This is a genomic window from Pseudoalteromonas sp. OF7H-1, assembly GCF_022347825.1.
GTDB lineage: Bacteria > Pseudomonadota > Gammaproteobacteria > Enterobacterales > Alteromonadaceae > Pseudoalteromonas > Pseudoalteromonas maricaloris.
In genome coordinates this window covers 149,984-166,177 of record NZ_JAKRFX010000004.1, presented here as the reverse complement: position 1 = coordinate 166,177, position 16,194 = coordinate 149,984, and the positions used below count along the sequence as shown (strand labels likewise).

Sequence of the window (16,194 nt, the reverse complement as noted above, 5' to 3'; positions counted from 1 at the left end):
GGTAACTTATCGAAGTGAATGAGTGATAGGCAAGGATGCCCCTGCCTATCACAGAGCTACATAATTACTTTAGCTATTGTTGATAGCATCAATCAAAAATGCACTCAGCTTAGCACCTTCTTTAAGCGTGGTTTCTGAGCTCGTTTGTCCAACAAGAGAGCTATCGGTAAATGGGGCAATTTCCATCATGTCTGCACCTGTGATTTTAAACTCACCACGCAGCGCTTGTAGAATTAACATCGCTTCGTCTGGAGTCATACCGCCTGCCTCTGGAGTACCCGTTGCAGAAGCAAACTCTTCATCAAGTGCGTCAATGTCAAAGCTAACATAAAGCTCTTCAACACCGTCAGCCTTTAGCTGTGCAATAACTTCATCTACAATCGCTTGTGCACCACGCTCTCTGATCTCATGAGCCCAATGCTGCTTAACACCGAATGTAGACTCCCAATGAGACTTAGGTTTGCCACTCGAGCGGATCCCAAATTGTACTAAGTGATGGGGTGCAGGTAAAAACTCTAGGATATGCGTACACCAAGAGCCAAAGCATAAATCGATACCTAAGCGCTCAACAAGTAAATCCGTGTGAGCATCAAAATGGATAATCGCTGTTTTTACACCACGAGCACGCTTTGCTTTAAGATACGCTTTTGTTAACGGGTAGCTGATTGAGTGATCACCACCAATGCCAAACACGCCTTTATCTGGGTAATTTTCGTAAAAGCCATCACACACATCTTCTGTAATAGATAATGGTGAGACGTAATACTCACTCTCTGGGTCAGCATAAAGTGCCTTTTGACAATTACTGATCGTGCTCTCGTTTAAATATTTGTCGTGTAGTAAATGTGGAATAACACGCACATCGCCAAGGTCAAACGCGCTCGTTTGCGGCTGTTGCTCAATTAATGTCGAACGCAAAAATAGTGGACCCCAGTTAGCGCCGCGTAAAATACCACCGCCACAATCCGAACTGATCCCAAGAATTGCCGCTTTATGTTCACTTTCGCCCAATTTTTCCAGTGACGCTTTCCATAAAGTATCAACACCTTCTGTTTGTCCATATAGCTTTTGTCTTAGCGCGTCTTTTCTTTCTTTCGCTGTGTTTACTGTAAACACACCATCACCCGGTGGGCATAAACAGTGCTCAAGTTTTTTATGGAATTGTTTTTTGCTCTCAGACATCGCTATCCCCTCTTATATGCATAATCATGCGACCCAGAAAATTCTTCCCTATTGCGCTTTATATTTTGCTTCACACACAAAATACGATTGGCTTGAAATGAGTAAAAACGATAAATTAAAAATAAAAAAACTTATAAATCAAAAGGTTTTCTCGATTTCTAACTTCGTTTTCGGAAGACATTGACTGTTCGTTAGGTCGTTGTTGCAGCACATATAACAGGTTCAAATAGGAAGTCAACCGCAGTACCAACTATGCGCGTTGAGGCTGCGGTTGTTTATTCATAGAGGGTGTTTAGTTATTCGTAGTGACGCGGCACTTTTGTTTTAATTACAGCGATATAGCCATGCCAACTCGCGTACGCAAGTAGTGGCATAATAACGATAAAGCCAGCCGTTCCAGTTGCAAACCCAAGCATCACCAGAAGCACTAAGATCCCACACCACACCACCATAGCGCCGACATTTTCCTTCACCGCATGCATTGAGCTTATTACAGCAGTCATAATATCCACTCGGCGCTCCATCATTATTTGCGGGGTAAACGCTGAGATCGCAAATACACACACCAATAAAATGCCTCCCACTATAGAGCCGAGTGCTAAAAATGCCGAAAGTTGTTCAAACGTTGGATTCGGAACATTTGGATATAATGCATGGATAAGTGCAGCTAGGCGCATCCAAACAATCATAATGACCATCAGTAACACCGCAAACCCCCACTCGCCAGCCGGATTACGGAACATTGACTTAAGGCTGTGTGATAATGTTGGTTTATGGCCCTTTTCCAACTCCCACGCTACATCATACAAGCCAGCAGCGAAAGCAGGCCCGATAAGCGCAAAGGCGACAGCGGCAGGCAGAATTACCAAGTGAGTACCTGATTGGTACACTAACCACATGATAAAAGCAGGTATAAGGGTAAAAATAAGTCCATACACTAGGCTAAGTAATGGCGCATTTGCAATATCTTTAAACGCTAATGCGAGCCAGTGAAACGGCGCCATGGTTGGGACTTTGTTGCACTCAAAGCAACGCGCAAATTCGTTATCTTTATTTATAGAATGTGTAGCAGGCATAACCATTCCTCATTGTTGCTCTCATGTTAAGGTTTAGTGGAACATCGACAATCCTGCAAGCTATCCCGAGCTATAATACCAGCTGTATTAATTCTCTAACCAATTTGAAGGGCAAAATATAATATAAGCTTCGTTAAAAATTTCTCATTAAGAACAACTAAATAGCAAAATTTTTGCCTTGCCTATATGGATTTAGGTACCTTATGTAGTGATTCATTAGCGGTAGCAGCACGCAAGAACGGTACTACTAATACGACTTCCCCACTTAAAAATAATTTACTTACTTCGGTTGCTATAATTTAAACACGTCACGCTTAAATAGGACATCTGTCCTGTACTTGATAGGCATTAACTATAAACATTACGCTTTAATTATAACTAAGGTTTACTATGGAAAAGGTATTTCACTTAGGTCTTACGAAAGCCGACCTACAAGGCGCTTCACTGGCAATTGTTCCGGGTGATCCCGAGCGCTCAAAACGCATTTCCGAATATCTCGATTCTCCAGTCTGCTTAGCACAAACTCGCGAATTTCATATTTACCTTGGCTTTTTAAATAAAAGTCCTGTGGTAATTTGTTCAACAGGTATAGGCGGCCCATCAACGTCAATCGCAGTTGAAGAATTAGCACAGCTTGGTATCACTACCTTTTTACGCATAGGTACGACTGGCGCTATTCAACCACATATCAATGAAGGTGATATTTTGGTGAGCACGGCATCAGTGCGTTTAGATGGCGCTAGCCAGCATTTTGCGCCTATCGAGTTTCCTGCGGTTTCTGATTTCCACACCACTTCAGCGATGGTACAAGCCTGTGAATCGTTGGGCATTACTCATCACGTTGGGATCACTGCCTCTAGCGATACTTTCTACCCTGGGCAAGAACGTTACGACACATACTCAGGCTACGTCAGAAAGGCGTATCAAGGTTCGTGTGCAGAATGGCAAAAGCTTAATGTGATGAACTATGAGATGGAATCTGCGACATTATTTACCATGTGTGCAGCACTTGGATTGAAGGCAGCTTGTCTTGCGGGCGTCTTGGTAAACAGAACACGCCAAGAAATCCCCAATGTCGACCATCAAGCCGTTGAAAAGAAAGCCGTCACTGCAGTATTAAAAGCTGCTGAACTATTACTTTCGAAATAATAGCGCTAAGCGTAGAGATTGAGTGATTACTCAATCTCTATATGTGTAAGCAAATGCTCAGCATTGTATGCTTTTAAAACTGCTAAGCTTACTTGCAACTGGTTAGCACAGCCCTGTTTTTCTAGCAGAGTGATCCCTACTACATTGACCTCAGATAATACTTTACCCGACATCGCTAATTGACTTAGTGCACTTTGTAATGGCGATAAGCTTGGGTTATAAGCCGCATTTTCAGCATAACGTCCATAAAAGCACTCGCCAGTGCCTAGTTTAATTTCCACTGCACTTTGGTTGTGTGTGTAAGGACAATAAGCGCGCAGATAATGCCGATAAAGCTCCGCACTGATTGATGCAGGCGATGTTTCATTCGCAGCAAGATGTTGCGCTTGAGAAAAGAGTTTTTCACTGTTGCCCAGATCGTCCGGACCAAACGAAGTCGGCAGCAAATCACACAACGAGGTTTTCCCTGTCGGCAATAAAATTTCAAGCTCCTTTGCGGTGCTTAGCTCATTCATAAATTGGCGACAAAATCCGCAGGGCGCGGCATTGATCGTCATTTTAGAGATTTCAGTTGCGCCATTTAACCACGCATTGTTAATTGCCGCTTGCTCAGCATGAACAACCAAAGAAAGCGCCTGATGCGAGAACTCTAAATTTGCGCCTAAAAACGCTTGTTGAGATTTATCATCCCAAGCAATGGCACCAACATAAAATTGTGAAATAGGAGGCGTAGCAAACTCAGCTGCAACTTCAAGTAAAGCAGCCTCAAGCTCAGATCCAGATAAGTGAAAACGGTTTTGATATTGTGCTAGCTGGGAATAACTAAATATTCCACGATGGGCAATGGCGTATTGCGTTAACGCACTTTTTATTGATGGTTCTATCTTTGCCATATTGTTGTCATGTTTATCTATGGCAGGATAGTTTACGCAAGAGTTACAGTCGACTCAACCATTCTCTTGCAGATTTAAAACACTCAAAGTTTTCAGCGCTGATATTAAAACGCTTAATTTTTTGTAGAAAAAGGTCATGCATATAACCTTCAAAACCAACGACGCGCGCGATGTGTAAATTACCGATATTGTGCGCAACTTTTGGCATTATGTTCACAATATCAATCGCAGCAAAGCGGTGTTCAAGTTCACTCACATCCACTAATACTTTGCTACTATTATGCTTTTTTGCATATAGATTGGCTTTCTCGTATGCCGAGACCACATCGTTTGCATTCGCAATGCCTCTGACCTTCATCATAATCAGATCATTACACTCATCAAATGTGACGCTAGTAGAAATTTTGTGCATGTATCGTAGACCCATCAACCGACAATTCTTGAATAAAACAAATAAAACGACTGGTTAAACCAGCCGCGCATTTTAAATCAATGAGAATTACTGTCAATAAATATACTAATAAAAAACCAACCAAAATAAAAAAACCAATCCATTGGGATTGGTTTTGTAGCTGTTATGCTTATAAATGTAAAATTTTACAAAAATAGATTATTCAAATTGTTGCACTAACCTGTGTTGCGCATTCCCGCCGCAATCCCTGTCATCGTGATCATAAGTGCCAGTTCCAAATCGTGATTGGTTTCTTCGCGCACACGCTTTAACAGTTCTATTTGTAACAAGTTTAGAGGATCGGTATACGGATTTCTCAGCCCGATTGATTCTTTGATCCAAGGTTGCTGTGACAACAACGATGACTCTGGCGCAAGGCCGCGAATAAGCTCGATGGCTTGCTGCAAGTTGTCTCTTAATTCATCCCCTAGGCCTATATAGTCATCACTAACTAAACTTGCATCATACATCTCGCTGAGCCAGAGATCAGCTTTACAGAATACCATTTCGAGCATTTCTAAACGGGTTCTAAAAAATGGCCACTTTGCGCTCATTTCTTGCAGCATGTCTTTACCAAACGTTTCTACGGCAGCTTCAAGACCTTCTTTTGCCCCCAGCCAAGCAGGCAACATCAAGCGATTTTGACTCCATGCGAAAATCCAAGGAATAGCTCTCAAACTCTCTACTCCGCCGTTTGGATTACGTTTAGAAGGCCTCGAGCCTAGCGGTAATTTAGACAACTCTTGTTCTGGCGTTGCCATTCTAAAGTAAGGAACAAACTCAGGATTCTCTCGAACAATACTGCGATACTTTTTACAGGAAGCTTCACTAATCGTCTCCATTACCTCTACCCATTTCGGTTCGGGCCTTGGGGGCGGCAACAAATTACTTTGTAAAATCGCACTGGTATAAATAGATAGACTTTGCATCGCGACTTTGGGTAAACCAAATTTAAAGCGGATCATTTCGCCTTGCTCGGTTACTCGCAAACCACTTTTTAGCGACCCAGGAGGCTGAGATCTCAGCGCTTGTGCTGCAGGCGCACCTCCACGACCAATCGTGCCTCCGCGGCCATGGAAAAGCACCAGCTCGATGCCCTTCGCTTCAGCAAGGTTAACCAGCTTTTCCATTGCATCATACTGCGCCCATCCTGCCGCCATCATTCCTGCGTCTTTTGCAGAGTCGGAATAGCCGATCATGACATATTGCTTGGCACCAATCGTGCCTTTATACCAAGTGTTCTCAAATAACCCGCTGATCACTGATTGTGCGTTATTTAAATCATCCAGCGTTTCAAATAGCGGGGCTACCGGTAAGTTGAATTTACATCCGCTTTCTTGGAGTAATAAATGTACGGCGAGAATATCTGAGGCACTTTGCGCCATTGAGATAATGTAAATGCCAAGTGCATTTTGGTCTTGATCCGCAATCGTTGCAAATGTCTCTAGCACCTCTTGAACATTGGAAGAAGGTTGCCAATGACGCGGCAGTAACGGTCGTCTCGAGCTTAGTTCGGTTAATAAGAAAGCTTGCTTGTCTGCTTCTTGCCACTGGGCATAATCGCCAAGACCCAAATAGCGCGTTAATTCAGAAAACACTTCGGTATGTCTGGCGGAATCTTGACGAATATCTAACTTACATAAAGACACGCCAAAGCAGTCAATTCGTCTTAATACATCCAACAATAAACCATCGGCAATATTAGCCATGCGACAATCAACCAACGAGCGATAACACGCCTCTAGTGGCTCTCTTATCTGTGAGACCTGTTTAATCTTGTCCTGATAATGAGAAGGCGTGCCTTTGATTTTATATTCCAATGCTGCAATGGTTTCTTCTACCTCAGCGCGTACTTGCTTTAGCACATGCCGATAAGGTTCATTACTGCCGTCCGCTCGCGCTATAAAGCTTGCGGATGCATTACTCATCGAAAGTTCTGCCCCCAAGATTTCTAGATCACGACGATATAAGTCAAGCGCCATCCAGCGGCCGTGATCAAGCACAGATTGCGTTACATGAGAAGTAACAAACGGGTTGCCGTCTCTATCCCCCCCCATCCAAGAAGTCAGCTGGATAGGACTAAAATTGGCGGGTAGTTGTAAGTTTAATCGCGTTTTCACTTGGGCGTTGAAATACCGAACAAACTTAGGCACGGCTTCCCAAAGACTATTTTCGATAACCGCGAACCCCCACTTTGCTTCATCCAATGGCGTAGGTCGCTTTTCTCTAATATCGCTTGTGTGCCACGCTTGTGAGATCAACTGCTCAATGCGGTCAATGACCTCATCGTAAACAGGATCCTCACCTGAGGTCACCTCAAGCACTTTTAAACATTCGCTCAACTCAACGTGTTTATTGATGATGGTTCTGCGTGTTACTTCCGTTGGGTGAGCGGTTAGCACCAAATCGATTTTTAGTTTGCTTATTACATCTGCTACTTCATTGAGTGTCAGCGCGCCAGCATCGACTTTACTTTGCAATTCATCAAGCGCCTTATCGACTTCGATCATCACGCCGTCTGGAGAGCCTGATTTTGAAATGGTGTGGAATTGTTCTGCGACATTCGCAAGGTTTAAGAAATGATTAAATGAGCGAGCAACAGGAAGTAGCGCTTCATCGCTTAGGCTACGTAAGGTGTCAATCAGCGCTTGCCTATCTGAATCATTACCGCTCCGCGAGGATTTTGCTAGGTGCCTAATTTCTTCAACTTTGTCTAGCGTCTCTTGACCCTGCGCTTGTTGAATAATTTGCCCTAACATCTGCCCCAAAAGGCTCACATTACTACGTAGGCTTGCGTATTGCTCAGTCATACAATCTCCTTGATGAAAAGATACTCGAACTCCACTATACCGAGAATAAATTGATTTGCGAACGATCTATTTTCAAGACGTTAACGTAATAACATGACAAAGATAAGTATTATTCGAGTGAGCGAATGATTGTATTTTACGATGGTAACTGTCCGCTGTGTGTAGGGGAAATGAATGAACTTAAACGTTTCGACCAACACAATAAAATTGACTTAGTGAACATTCACGATAATCGCTTCTCTACCGAGTTTCCTGAGATAGAGCATGAAGCGGCTATGGCTAAACTCCACGGTTATGATAGCCAAGGCAAGCTAATTTTAGGACTAGATGTTACCGCAGCGGCTTGGGGTCAAGTTGGCAAACATCGCTGGATAAAATTACTGAGATTACCCATCATCCGAACAATTGCAGACGGCGTTTACTTGTTTTTTGCAAGGCACAGAATGAAAATTTCTAAACTTCTGGCCCCAAATCAGTGCTGTATACAAAATAGTGGAGATTGCAATCGTGACTAACGTCGCCATCATAGTGATTGGTGCAAGTTCAGCGATCGCTGATGCCTTTATACAAGCGCAAACCGAACAAAGTCCCGACGTAAAAATGATCACGGTGTCTAGGCAAGCTAAAACGGCTCTACATGCCAATAACCTGCATTTTCAGTGTGATTATTCTAAAGCACAAATTCAACAAGTTGTGAGCCGTATTCTCGAGCAAGAGTTAACGATTATAAGCGTCACCATTTTTAATGGCTTACTCCATGACGAGTTTGATACATTCCCAGAGAAAAAGCTTGAAGACATTGATCTTGAATACAGCATGGCGCTGTTTAATATCAATACCATGATCCCCATGCTTTGGTTGCAAGCTTTACTGCCAGCCTTAAAAGGTAAGCAGCCATGCGTAGTTACGGCACTCTCTGCCCGGATTGGAAGTATCAGTGACAACCGGATGGGCGGCTGGTACAGCTATCGCAGTTCAAAGGCTGCACTTAATATGATGTTTAAATCCGCGGCTGTCGAGCTTGCGCGTCGGGCAAAAAATATTAAGCTCATTTTGTTCCATCCAGGCACGACTGACACGCCACTTTCAAAACCCTTTCAAGCCAATGTCCCGGATGAAAAACTCTTTACGCCGGAATTTGTGGCACATCAACTTAGCGGCATCATCGCAAATAGCCACCCAGATGGCACGGTGAGCTATGTTGACTGGCAAAATAAATTAATAGAATGGTGAACACATCATGAAATACTTCTCAAGTGACGATATTAAAACCTTAGACGAGCGTTATCGCGCATTGATGATAAATTCACTGTCGGGTTTCAAAAGCGCTAACTTAATTGGAACAGTTGATGAAACAGGTCAAGAAAACTTGTCTATCGTCAGCTCCGTTTTCCACCTCGGTGCCAACCCGGCACTCGTAGGTGTGATTTTTAGGCCTCATAGCGTACCTAGGCACACACTGGAAAACATCTTAGCGACTGAAAAATACACCATTAATCAAGTCAATGTTCAAATTTATATGGCAGCCCATCAAACCTCAGCCAGATATGAAAAGCACCAATCAGAATTTGAACAAACAGGATTAACCGCCGAGTATTTAAATGCTTTTCCAGCTCCTTTCGTCAAGGAAAGCAGACTAAAATACGGGCTTACACTCAAAGATCATCAAACCATCAAGCTCAACGACACCGAGCTGGTAATAGGCGAAATTGAGTCGCTTCACGTTGAAGAAAGCGCTTTGCTCGAAGACGGCTATATTGATATCGAGGCACTCGATAGTATTGCTATTTCCAGTTTAGATGGTTACCACAGTACCAAACGTATTAATCGTTTGGAGTATGCAAAACCAAACAAGCCAACCAGAATTAAGCTACTTGGCTGAGCCCCTCTACAAGGATTCCAAGAGCTCAAGTAACTCTTCGAGCTCTTCTTTGAAGTGCTTCTTTTGTTTGTCGCTCATGGTGTCTTTGAGTTTAACAGCAAGATTTGCATACTCTTTTATTCGCCTTGCTTGAATATCTAGGATGCGCTCAGGCAGTGCTGTGGGCGTAGTAACTATCGCTTGCTGCAACAGCTCAAGTGAAACTTGCTCAGTGCCGCTTAGTAACATGGCTTGTTTAAACTGGCTAAATCGTCTTTGTTCATGTGCACGCCAAACCTGACGCGCAAACTCGCCTTGCTCATAATATTCGTTAATAAGCTCCTTTTGTTTATCACTCAAATCACCAAGCCAACGCTCATAGCGGTTAAATTGGTCTCCTTCCTCCCAGTCATCGTCCAACATTTCTTTTTCTATGTTGGCTATCAGCATTTCTCGCTGTTCACGGTTAAGCGAATTTAGGTGTGTTTCTAACTTGGAATATACGGCTTCAACGACGGAATACCAATAGTTTCTTGTGGTATACACCATATGCACCACGTCACTCTCGGTCATGGTTTGCCAGTGCTTCAACAATGATTGGATATGAGATTTGTATTTTGGTAGCTCTGACTGTCGATGCCAAGCAACCAAAGATTCTACATCAGCCTCCAGCTTTTCCTCTTGCTCATCCGTCAGCTCAACATAATCGGAAATATAATAACTCGCTAACCATCCTAAGTTGTTATAGGCCAATCTTTGACTACATCCAGCCAAACACAGTAAACATAGCGCCAGTGCTATTAATTTCTTCATCCCATTGCCTCAATTTTTGTTTTTATGACCTTATATTAACGCAGTATCTGCCATTTTAGATTTGTATTTTGTAAATCTGTGTTTCTGGCATTAGAATAACTAACAACATAGTTAGCATAGCTACCTTAAGGAGGTCTATGATGTTAGGCAGGATTTCAAAAGCATGTATCGCCATTGCACTATTAAGCCAAGCACCTTTGGCAACAGCTGGATTGGAAGAAGGCATAGATGCACTCAATGCTGGCAGGTTCGAAGAAGCACTACAAGAATTCAATTATTTAGCTGAAATGAACTACGCCCCGGGCATTTATCAACTCGGTGTAATGTATGAAGGCGGCTACGGTGTCGTCAAAAATCCACGTAAAGCGGCAGAGTTATTTCAACAAGCCGTTAAACTTGGTGAAGCCGACGCAATGTTTGCGCTAGCAGTCATGTATGACGAAGGTCGCGGCGTTAAAAAGGACCGCTCAAAATATGTTGAGCTAATGACCAGAGCGGCAAACAAAAACATGCCAGCTGCGCAATTTAACGTAGCGCTGATGTATGCAAACGGTGACGGTGTACCGCAAAGTTACCGCCACGCACTTAACTGGTATGAAAAAGCCGCCGCAAACAACTACACCTTAGCCATGTTTAATTTAGCACTCATGTATTTTCAGGGCTTAGGAGTCGAGAAAAGTATTGAACGCTCGTACGTATGGAATACGTTAGCGGAGTTTAATGGTTATGCTGAAGCGACAAAGAGCCGAGTGCTCGACGAGAAACAGCTTTCTCCTTCACAAATCGAACAAGCAAAAGAACTCGCTAATAGTATTTACGAGCGAATTCAAGCCGGTAAATACGTAGCAGAAACACGTACTAAATAATCTAAGCTTAGATTAAGAAAAGTGTTAAACAATAGAGGTCTCCTGCGAGGCCTTTGTTATTTTTCCTTATTAAGATTGGGTCAGTATCGTCACACCTAGGTAACAGTCATGCTCATTGTTAACTGCGGCAATCTTTTTACATTGTTGAACCCGCTAACACTAAGGTAAACTAGCACTTCATCCATAATGAGCTGTGAAAATGAATCGCAAAAAGAAAATTTACGAAACCTTAAAGAAAAAAGACAAGCGTGCTAATGCTAAACTCCACAAAAGCAACAAACCGCGCTACATCTCAAAAGCAGAGCGTGAAAAAATCGCAGCACAGCAAAACAGTGAGGAGTTAAATAGCGAAAACAATGAACATTAATTGCCCGAGTTTTGTGTCAGCTCGTCATTAACTGCTTTAATTTCAATCACTTTTTAACTATGATTCTGCATTCTTGCCTACCTCAATCAATCTTCCAACGTTAGATGAGGATCTCTGCTATCAAATTAAAATTGATTTGCTGGTTTGCACAGTGAAAATTCACACGTGTTAGATGTCACTACTCCCATGACTCTGAGTCTTTGCAAACAAGGTGGATAATCGATGCAGGGCTTGACACCCAGAATGCCTGAAATCCTTCAGGTAACGGTTCGATTTCATCGCAGCGTACGACGCCAGCAGCTTTGAGGTGCTCTGACGCTGCCGCAATATCATTGGTAACAATCTCGAGCCATGTTTCGGCTTGGCTGATACCAGGTACGCTGTCGAGCCAGAGATTATTGGAGCCAAACTCAAAACCAACGGATGGAGCATGCTCTGTTATTTCTTTGAGGCCGATGACATCTCTGTAGAACTGAAGTGTTGCGTCGTACTGATGAGGCGGCAGCTTCATGGCGATATTACGACCAGCTGTGAACTTAACCTTAGTATTCATGTGAACTCCTTCCTGACTGAAACTGTAATCCTGTATCGTGTTAGCCTGAATATTGGGCTGAGCCAGCACTCTCTCTAGCATCAGCTTTTTTATCTGTTGATATAGTGAAGTCCCATAAAAATAACCACTGATATTTCAAGCTAAGTCTTATCTTTAAGTATATTGGATCTCTATATGTAATGGCGCTTTGCTCAACACATTAACGCTACTTTTTCCTCAAAAAGAGCCACTCTAAAGGCTTTGTAAGCAGCTTCGAATGGCTAAGCAGCATCTTATTACGCCATTTAGTATTATTGGATTGGAGAATGGGCTTTTTATGGCTAAAGGTATAAAAGCCCTCTTCCCCATGATATTGACCCATACCAGAGTGACCTAGGCCACCAAAGGGTAAAGACTCAACAACCACGTGCACTATGGTTTCATTGATCGCTAAAGTCCCCGTTGCGAGCTCCTTTGACACTTTATTCATGGAAACTTGAGACTGTGTAAACAAATAACTCGCAAGCGGTGTGGTGTCCTCCCTAATATAGCTAATCGCATCATTTAAGTTGGAAATTTTTAGGATAGGCAAAATCGTTCCGAATAACTCCTCTTGCATCACCCTCATGCTTTTGTTGACCTGGGTGATGATATGCAGAGGAAGCTGACGATTGTCGCGTGCTGGCTCAGCTTGCCACACATCCGCGCCTTTACTTTTGGCATCAATAATAATGTCGTTTAAGCGCTGAAATTGTCTGTCGTTAATAATTGAAGTTTGGTTTTTTACACCTACTTTTGTTTTATATGTTTTTTCGTAGTGCTGTTTCAGCTCAGCAATAAATGCGTCGTATTTTTCTTCGTGCACTAACACATAATCTGGTGCAACACAGATTTGACCTGAATTAGAGAGCTTACCCATTAACACACTCATCGCAGCGGCGCTGATATCAGCGTCATCAAGCACTATAACAGGTGATTTCCCCCCTAACTCTAAGGTGACCGGTGTGAGATTTTTAGCCGCAGCCGCCATCACCTTTTTGCCAACTGCTGTTGAACCTGTAAATAGCAAGTGATCAAAAGGCTGCTCAGTAAAAGTCGCGGCAATATCAGGTCCACCTTCAATGACGCACACTTCATTGTTCAATCCTTTAAAAATGGCTCTTATCACCGCATTCACCTTGGGAGTGAACTCGCTCAACTTGAGCATGACTTTGTTTCCAGCAGCGAGGGCAGTAATAACGGGAACAATCGCTAGCTGAATAGGATAATTCCATGGGGCTATCACGCCCACGACTCCTTTTGGCACAATCTCAATTTTTGCCTTAGATGGTAGCCACTGCGCACCAGGTGAACGATGCTGCACTTTGCTCCATTTGCGCAGGTGCTTCGCGATATAATCAATCGAATTGATGCAAGGCATGATGTCTGCAATCACGGTATCGAATCGACTCCGAGTACCAAAATCCTGATCTGCCGCCTCGACTAATTGATCTTGCCGCTGCAACATACGTGATTTTATTTCAGTTAATAGACGTAAACGCTTTTCAAGCGCGGGGTAAGGATCTTGGTTAAAGCGACTTTTTAACTGGGTAAATGTGGCTATTAGGGTGCTGGTATTATCTTCAATCATTATCAGGTCCTGCTAATGTCTAATTTGAATATAGCAAGGAAAAAACAACGGGTCTATCTTCAAAAAACTAGGTTTTACTATAGAGGCAGGCTGCGTATGACCGAGTTGCCTTTCGATGGACACAGCCTGTGGAGAATGGCAACTTTAAAACCCTAGTATGCTCCTTGCCAAAGTCAAGGTTACAATTGTAATTAACCCTATCGCGACTATATTCAAAACAAACCCTGCTCGGATCATGTCTTTAATTTTGATCTCACCCGAGCCAAATACGATGGCATTTGGTGGTGTTGCAACAGGCATCATAAAGGCGCAACTGGCCGCGATTGCAGCAGGAATAACCCAAGCTAAAGGTGAACCCGTGATTGATTCAGCGACAGGACCAAGTAAAGGTAAAAAGCCTGCAGCCGTTGCGGTATTGCTGGTAATTTCCGTTAAGAACGTAATAAGTGCTGCAACAACTAGTACTCCAAGCACTAAGCCCATGGCATCCGCGCCCGCAAGTAAGTTAGCGATGTAATCGGCAAGTCCTGAAGATTTGATCTGTGCCGCTAGTGATAAACCACCGCCAAATAATAGCAAAATACCCCAAGGCACCTTAGCTGCGCTTTCCCAATCTAAAATACGTTCGTCACTTCCCGACTTGGCTGGAAGAACAAATAGTAACAGTGCAGCGGCAATTGCAATGCCAGTATCTGACAATTTAAGACCCGTAACATCGCCAATTAGCGGTCTAAAGATCCAGCATACTGCCGCTAAAATAAATACCGCAAAAACCCCTTTCTCCGCACGAGACATTTCACCGAGTGCTTTTAATTGGGAAGTAAATAACGACTTAGTATCAACATTAATTTCTTCTTTATCGACCTTGTAAGTCACTTTGGTCAACCAGAACCAAGCAAATGTCAGCATTACCAAAGACAAAGGCACACCAATCATCATCCAAGTGGCAAAACCAATCTCAATTTGATAACTGTCGGATAAGTATGCAGCCATTAACGCATTTGGTGGCGTACCAATTAAAGTTGCAATGCCTCCAATACTGGCTCCATAAGCGATAGAAAGTAATAGCGCTTTAGCAAAGCTTTGGCTATCTCCACCCTGCTCTTTTACCAAGTGAATAACCGAAAGTGCAATCGGTAACATCATGACCGCCGTTGCCGTGTTTGACATCCACATAGATAAAAATGCTGTCACGCCCATCATCGCTAAGATCTGTATACTCGGTTTATTGCCTGCGAACAACATGGTATTCAGCGCGATGCGTTTATGCAGCCCCCACCTTTCCATGGCGATTGAGAGCAAAAATCCACCCAGAAATAGATAAATCAAAGGATGCGCAAACGGTGCAGCGACGGCTTTAATAGATGCAATCCCGACTAGAGGCGAAATAACCAAGGGTAATAACGAAGCCGCCGGAATAGGCACAGCTTCGGTTATCCACCAAGAAGCTAGCCAAAACGCTAAGCCTGCGGTTCTCCAAGCCTCAACCGACATGCCCGATGGAGGTTCAACCAAACAGATCAGTAACATTACCAAGGGACCAAGCCACAGAAACAGCTGCGTTTTTATCGTTTTTTTATTCTCTTCTGTCATTATCTTGAACCTTTAAAACTTATATTTTAAGCCAACAGCGATGCTAGTATCGTCTTGTGTTTCAAGGTCGAGCTGCGTTGCCATCACATACAAGTTAGTTTGTTTATCAAAAATATAGTCTGTACCTAGCGTCCACTGAGTCGCATCTTCACTGTGGCGTAATCCGCTTGAGTCTTTGGCAAACTGTAGCTTCGGACGCCAATTATCATCGAGTTGGTAACTTGCGCTTAGCACATAACCATTACCTGATTTGTCTTTCGCTAGATTTTCACTGTCTTGGATGATGGCACCAAGTTGTAGCTTTTGCCACTTGTAAGCCAACGCGATACGCGTAGCAACCAAATTACCAATACTGTCGGTATGACTCAGAGCAACATAGTAATCTTTATTTTTTAATGCTCGGTCACCATAAATTGCGGTAGCTGCAAACCCAGTTTCGTCGTTGCTCGCGTCGTCTTTAGGTGTGTAGGTCAGAGAAAAAGAAAAGTCGTTCCATTTAGGTGAAGAATAGGTAATTGAATCACCAACTCTGTCTTGGCCTGCTAGCACTTGGGCAATATCACTTTGGGTTTCGTTAAATTGATCGATTTTACCTTCACTGAATTTAAAACGCGTGTCGTTTCTGCCCACTAAAACCGTACCAAATTTACCTTCAAGGCCAACATAGGTGTTTCTTGCTGAAAATGGCTCGGTGGTATCGTCGTGTTCAAAACCTTTAACTTGTACTTCATATTTGTAGACGAGTTTTAGATCGCTTGATAAGCCGTGAGTGCCTTTTACACCAATTCTTGAAAATGGTGCGTCAATTTGTGTGCCCTCTTTGGTATAACGCATCACACCTTTGTCTGTGTTGGCAATTTGAACTTCTGCTTTACCATAAATGCTGTAGTCTGCGGCTAACGCAGAGGCTGATAGCGTTGCACTGGCAACTGCCAAGGCCACTAAAGATTTACTTGCTGTCATAACTTGTC

General features: G+C 43.2%; 16 protein-coding genes. 6 read left to right on the top strand and 10 right to left on the bottom strand.

Annotated features, from left to right (window positions below; all coding sequences use genetic code 11):
* Nucleotides 1-69: 69 nt before the first annotated feature.
* Both MHN30_RS06780 and MHN30_RS06775 read right to left on the bottom strand, forming a co-directional pair.
* On the bottom strand, nucleotides 70-1,182 hold the full coding sequence (locus tag MHN30_RS06780) for an arginase family protein (RefSeq protein ID WP_045990324.1): 1,113 nt from the start codon (nucleotides 1,180-1,182) through the stop codon (nucleotides 70-72).
* A gap of 296 nt (nucleotides 1,183-1,478) precedes the next feature.
* Nucleotides 1,479-2,258 carry a DUF2189 domain-containing protein gene (locus MHN30_RS06775; protein ID WP_010373139.1) on the bottom strand — a complete coding sequence of 260 codons (780 nt, stop codon included), beginning with the start codon at nucleotides 2,256-2,258 and terminating at the stop codon, nucleotides 1,479-1,481.
* A 390-nt stretch (nucleotides 2,259-2,648) separates the two neighbouring features.
* On the opposite strand from MHN30_RS06775, the gene udp reads away from it, so the two are divergent.
* Complete coding sequence (gene udp, locus MHN30_RS06770) at nucleotides 2,649-3,407, top strand: uridine phosphorylase (protein ID WP_010373142.1); 759 nt, start codon at nucleotides 2,649-2,651, stop codon at nucleotides 3,405-3,407.
* Nucleotides 3,408-3,433: 26 nt separating this feature from the next.
* On the opposite strand, the gene cdd is transcribed toward udp, so the two are convergent.
* The 3 genes from cdd to ppc form a co-directional block, all read right to left on the bottom strand.
* A complete protein-coding gene (gene cdd, locus MHN30_RS06765; protein WP_239359037.1) occupies nucleotides 3,434-4,300 on the bottom strand; it encodes a cytidine deaminase in 867 nt (288 codons plus the stop codon).
* 43 nt (nucleotides 4,301-4,343) lie between these two features.
* A complete protein-coding gene (locus MHN30_RS06760; protein WP_232288019.1) occupies nucleotides 4,344-4,661 on the bottom strand; it encodes a hypothetical protein in 318 nt (105 codons plus the stop codon).
* A gap of 266 nt (nucleotides 4,662-4,927) precedes the next feature.
* Complete coding sequence (gene ppc / locus MHN30_RS06755; protein ID WP_239359035.1) at nucleotides 4,928-7,561, bottom strand: phosphoenolpyruvate carboxylase; 2,634 nt, start codon at nucleotides 7,559-7,561, stop codon at nucleotides 4,928-4,930.
* A 125-nt stretch (nucleotides 7,562-7,686) separates the two neighbouring features.
* On the opposite strand from ppc, the gene MHN30_RS06750 reads away from it, so the two are divergent.
* From MHN30_RS06750 to MHN30_RS06740, 3 genes are read left to right on the top strand one after another with little or no spacing between them, the layout of a single operon-like run.
* Nucleotides 7,687-8,076, top strand: a complete 390-nt coding sequence (locus MHN30_RS06750; RefSeq protein ID WP_239359033.1) for a DUF393 domain-containing protein — start codon at nucleotides 7,687-7,689, stop codon at nucleotides 8,074-8,076.
* Nucleotides 8,069-8,794 (top strand): SDR family NAD(P)-dependent oxidoreductase, encoded by a 726-nt coding sequence (locus MHN30_RS06745; protein WP_239359032.1) that lies wholly within the window; start codon nucleotides 8,069-8,071, stop codon nucleotides 8,792-8,794. Before MHN30_RS06750 ends, MHN30_RS06745 begins: the two co-directional genes overlap by 8 nt.
* Nucleotides 8,795-8,801: 7 nt before the next feature.
* A complete protein-coding gene (locus MHN30_RS06740) occupies nucleotides 8,802-9,443 on the top strand; it encodes a flavin reductase (protein ID WP_239359031.1) in 642 nt (213 codons plus the stop codon).
* A 6-nt stretch (nucleotides 9,444-9,449) separates the two neighbouring features.
* On the opposite strand, the gene MHN30_RS06735 is transcribed toward MHN30_RS06740, so the two are convergent.
* Nucleotides 9,450-10,235, bottom strand: a complete 786-nt coding sequence (locus tag MHN30_RS06735; protein WP_239359030.1) for a DUF6279 family lipoprotein — start codon at nucleotides 10,233-10,235, stop codon at nucleotides 9,450-9,452.
* A gap of 140 nt (nucleotides 10,236-10,375) precedes the next feature.
* Between MHN30_RS06735 and MHN30_RS06730 the strand changes: the two genes are divergently transcribed.
* Both MHN30_RS06730 and MHN30_RS06725 read left to right on the top strand, forming a co-directional pair.
* On the top strand, nucleotides 10,376-11,101 hold the full coding sequence (locus MHN30_RS06730) for a tetratricopeptide repeat protein (protein ID WP_045989895.1): 726 nt from the start codon (nucleotides 10,376-10,378) through the stop codon (nucleotides 11,099-11,101).
* 199 nt (nucleotides 11,102-11,300) lie between these two features.
* Nucleotides 11,301-11,468, top strand: a complete 168-nt coding sequence (locus tag MHN30_RS06725; RefSeq protein ID WP_069019315.1) for a DUF2986 domain-containing protein — start codon at nucleotides 11,301-11,303, stop codon at nucleotides 11,466-11,468.
* 178 nt (nucleotides 11,469-11,646) lie between these two features.
* Here the strand turns inward: MHN30_RS06725 and MHN30_RS06720 are convergent, their stop codons facing one another.
* The 4 genes from MHN30_RS06720 to MHN30_RS06705 all read right to left on the bottom strand — a co-directional run bounded on the left by MHN30_RS06720 (nucleotide 11,647) and on the right by MHN30_RS06705 (nucleotide 16,186).
* On the bottom strand, nucleotides 11,647-12,021 hold the full coding sequence (locus MHN30_RS06720; RefSeq protein ID WP_069019316.1) for a glyoxalase/bleomycin resistance/dioxygenase family protein: 375 nt from the start codon (nucleotides 12,019-12,021) through the stop codon (nucleotides 11,647-11,649).
* Nucleotides 12,022-12,226: 205 nt separating this feature from the next.
* On the bottom strand, nucleotides 12,227-13,630 hold the full coding sequence (locus MHN30_RS06715) for a coniferyl aldehyde dehydrogenase (RefSeq protein ID WP_239359029.1): 1,404 nt from the start codon (nucleotides 13,628-13,630) through the stop codon (nucleotides 12,227-12,229).
* Between the two features lie 144 nt (nucleotides 13,631-13,774).
* Nucleotides 13,775-15,223 carry an SLC13 family permease gene (locus tag MHN30_RS06710; RefSeq protein WP_239359028.1) on the bottom strand — a complete coding sequence of 483 codons (1,449 nt, stop codon included), beginning with the start codon at nucleotides 15,221-15,223 and terminating at the stop codon, nucleotides 13,775-13,777.
* 12 nt (nucleotides 15,224-15,235) lie between these two features.
* Complete coding sequence (locus MHN30_RS06705) at nucleotides 15,236-16,186, bottom strand: porin (protein ID WP_102057986.1); 951 nt, start codon at nucleotides 16,184-16,186, stop codon at nucleotides 15,236-15,238.
* Nucleotides 16,187-16,194 lie beyond the last annotated feature (8 nt).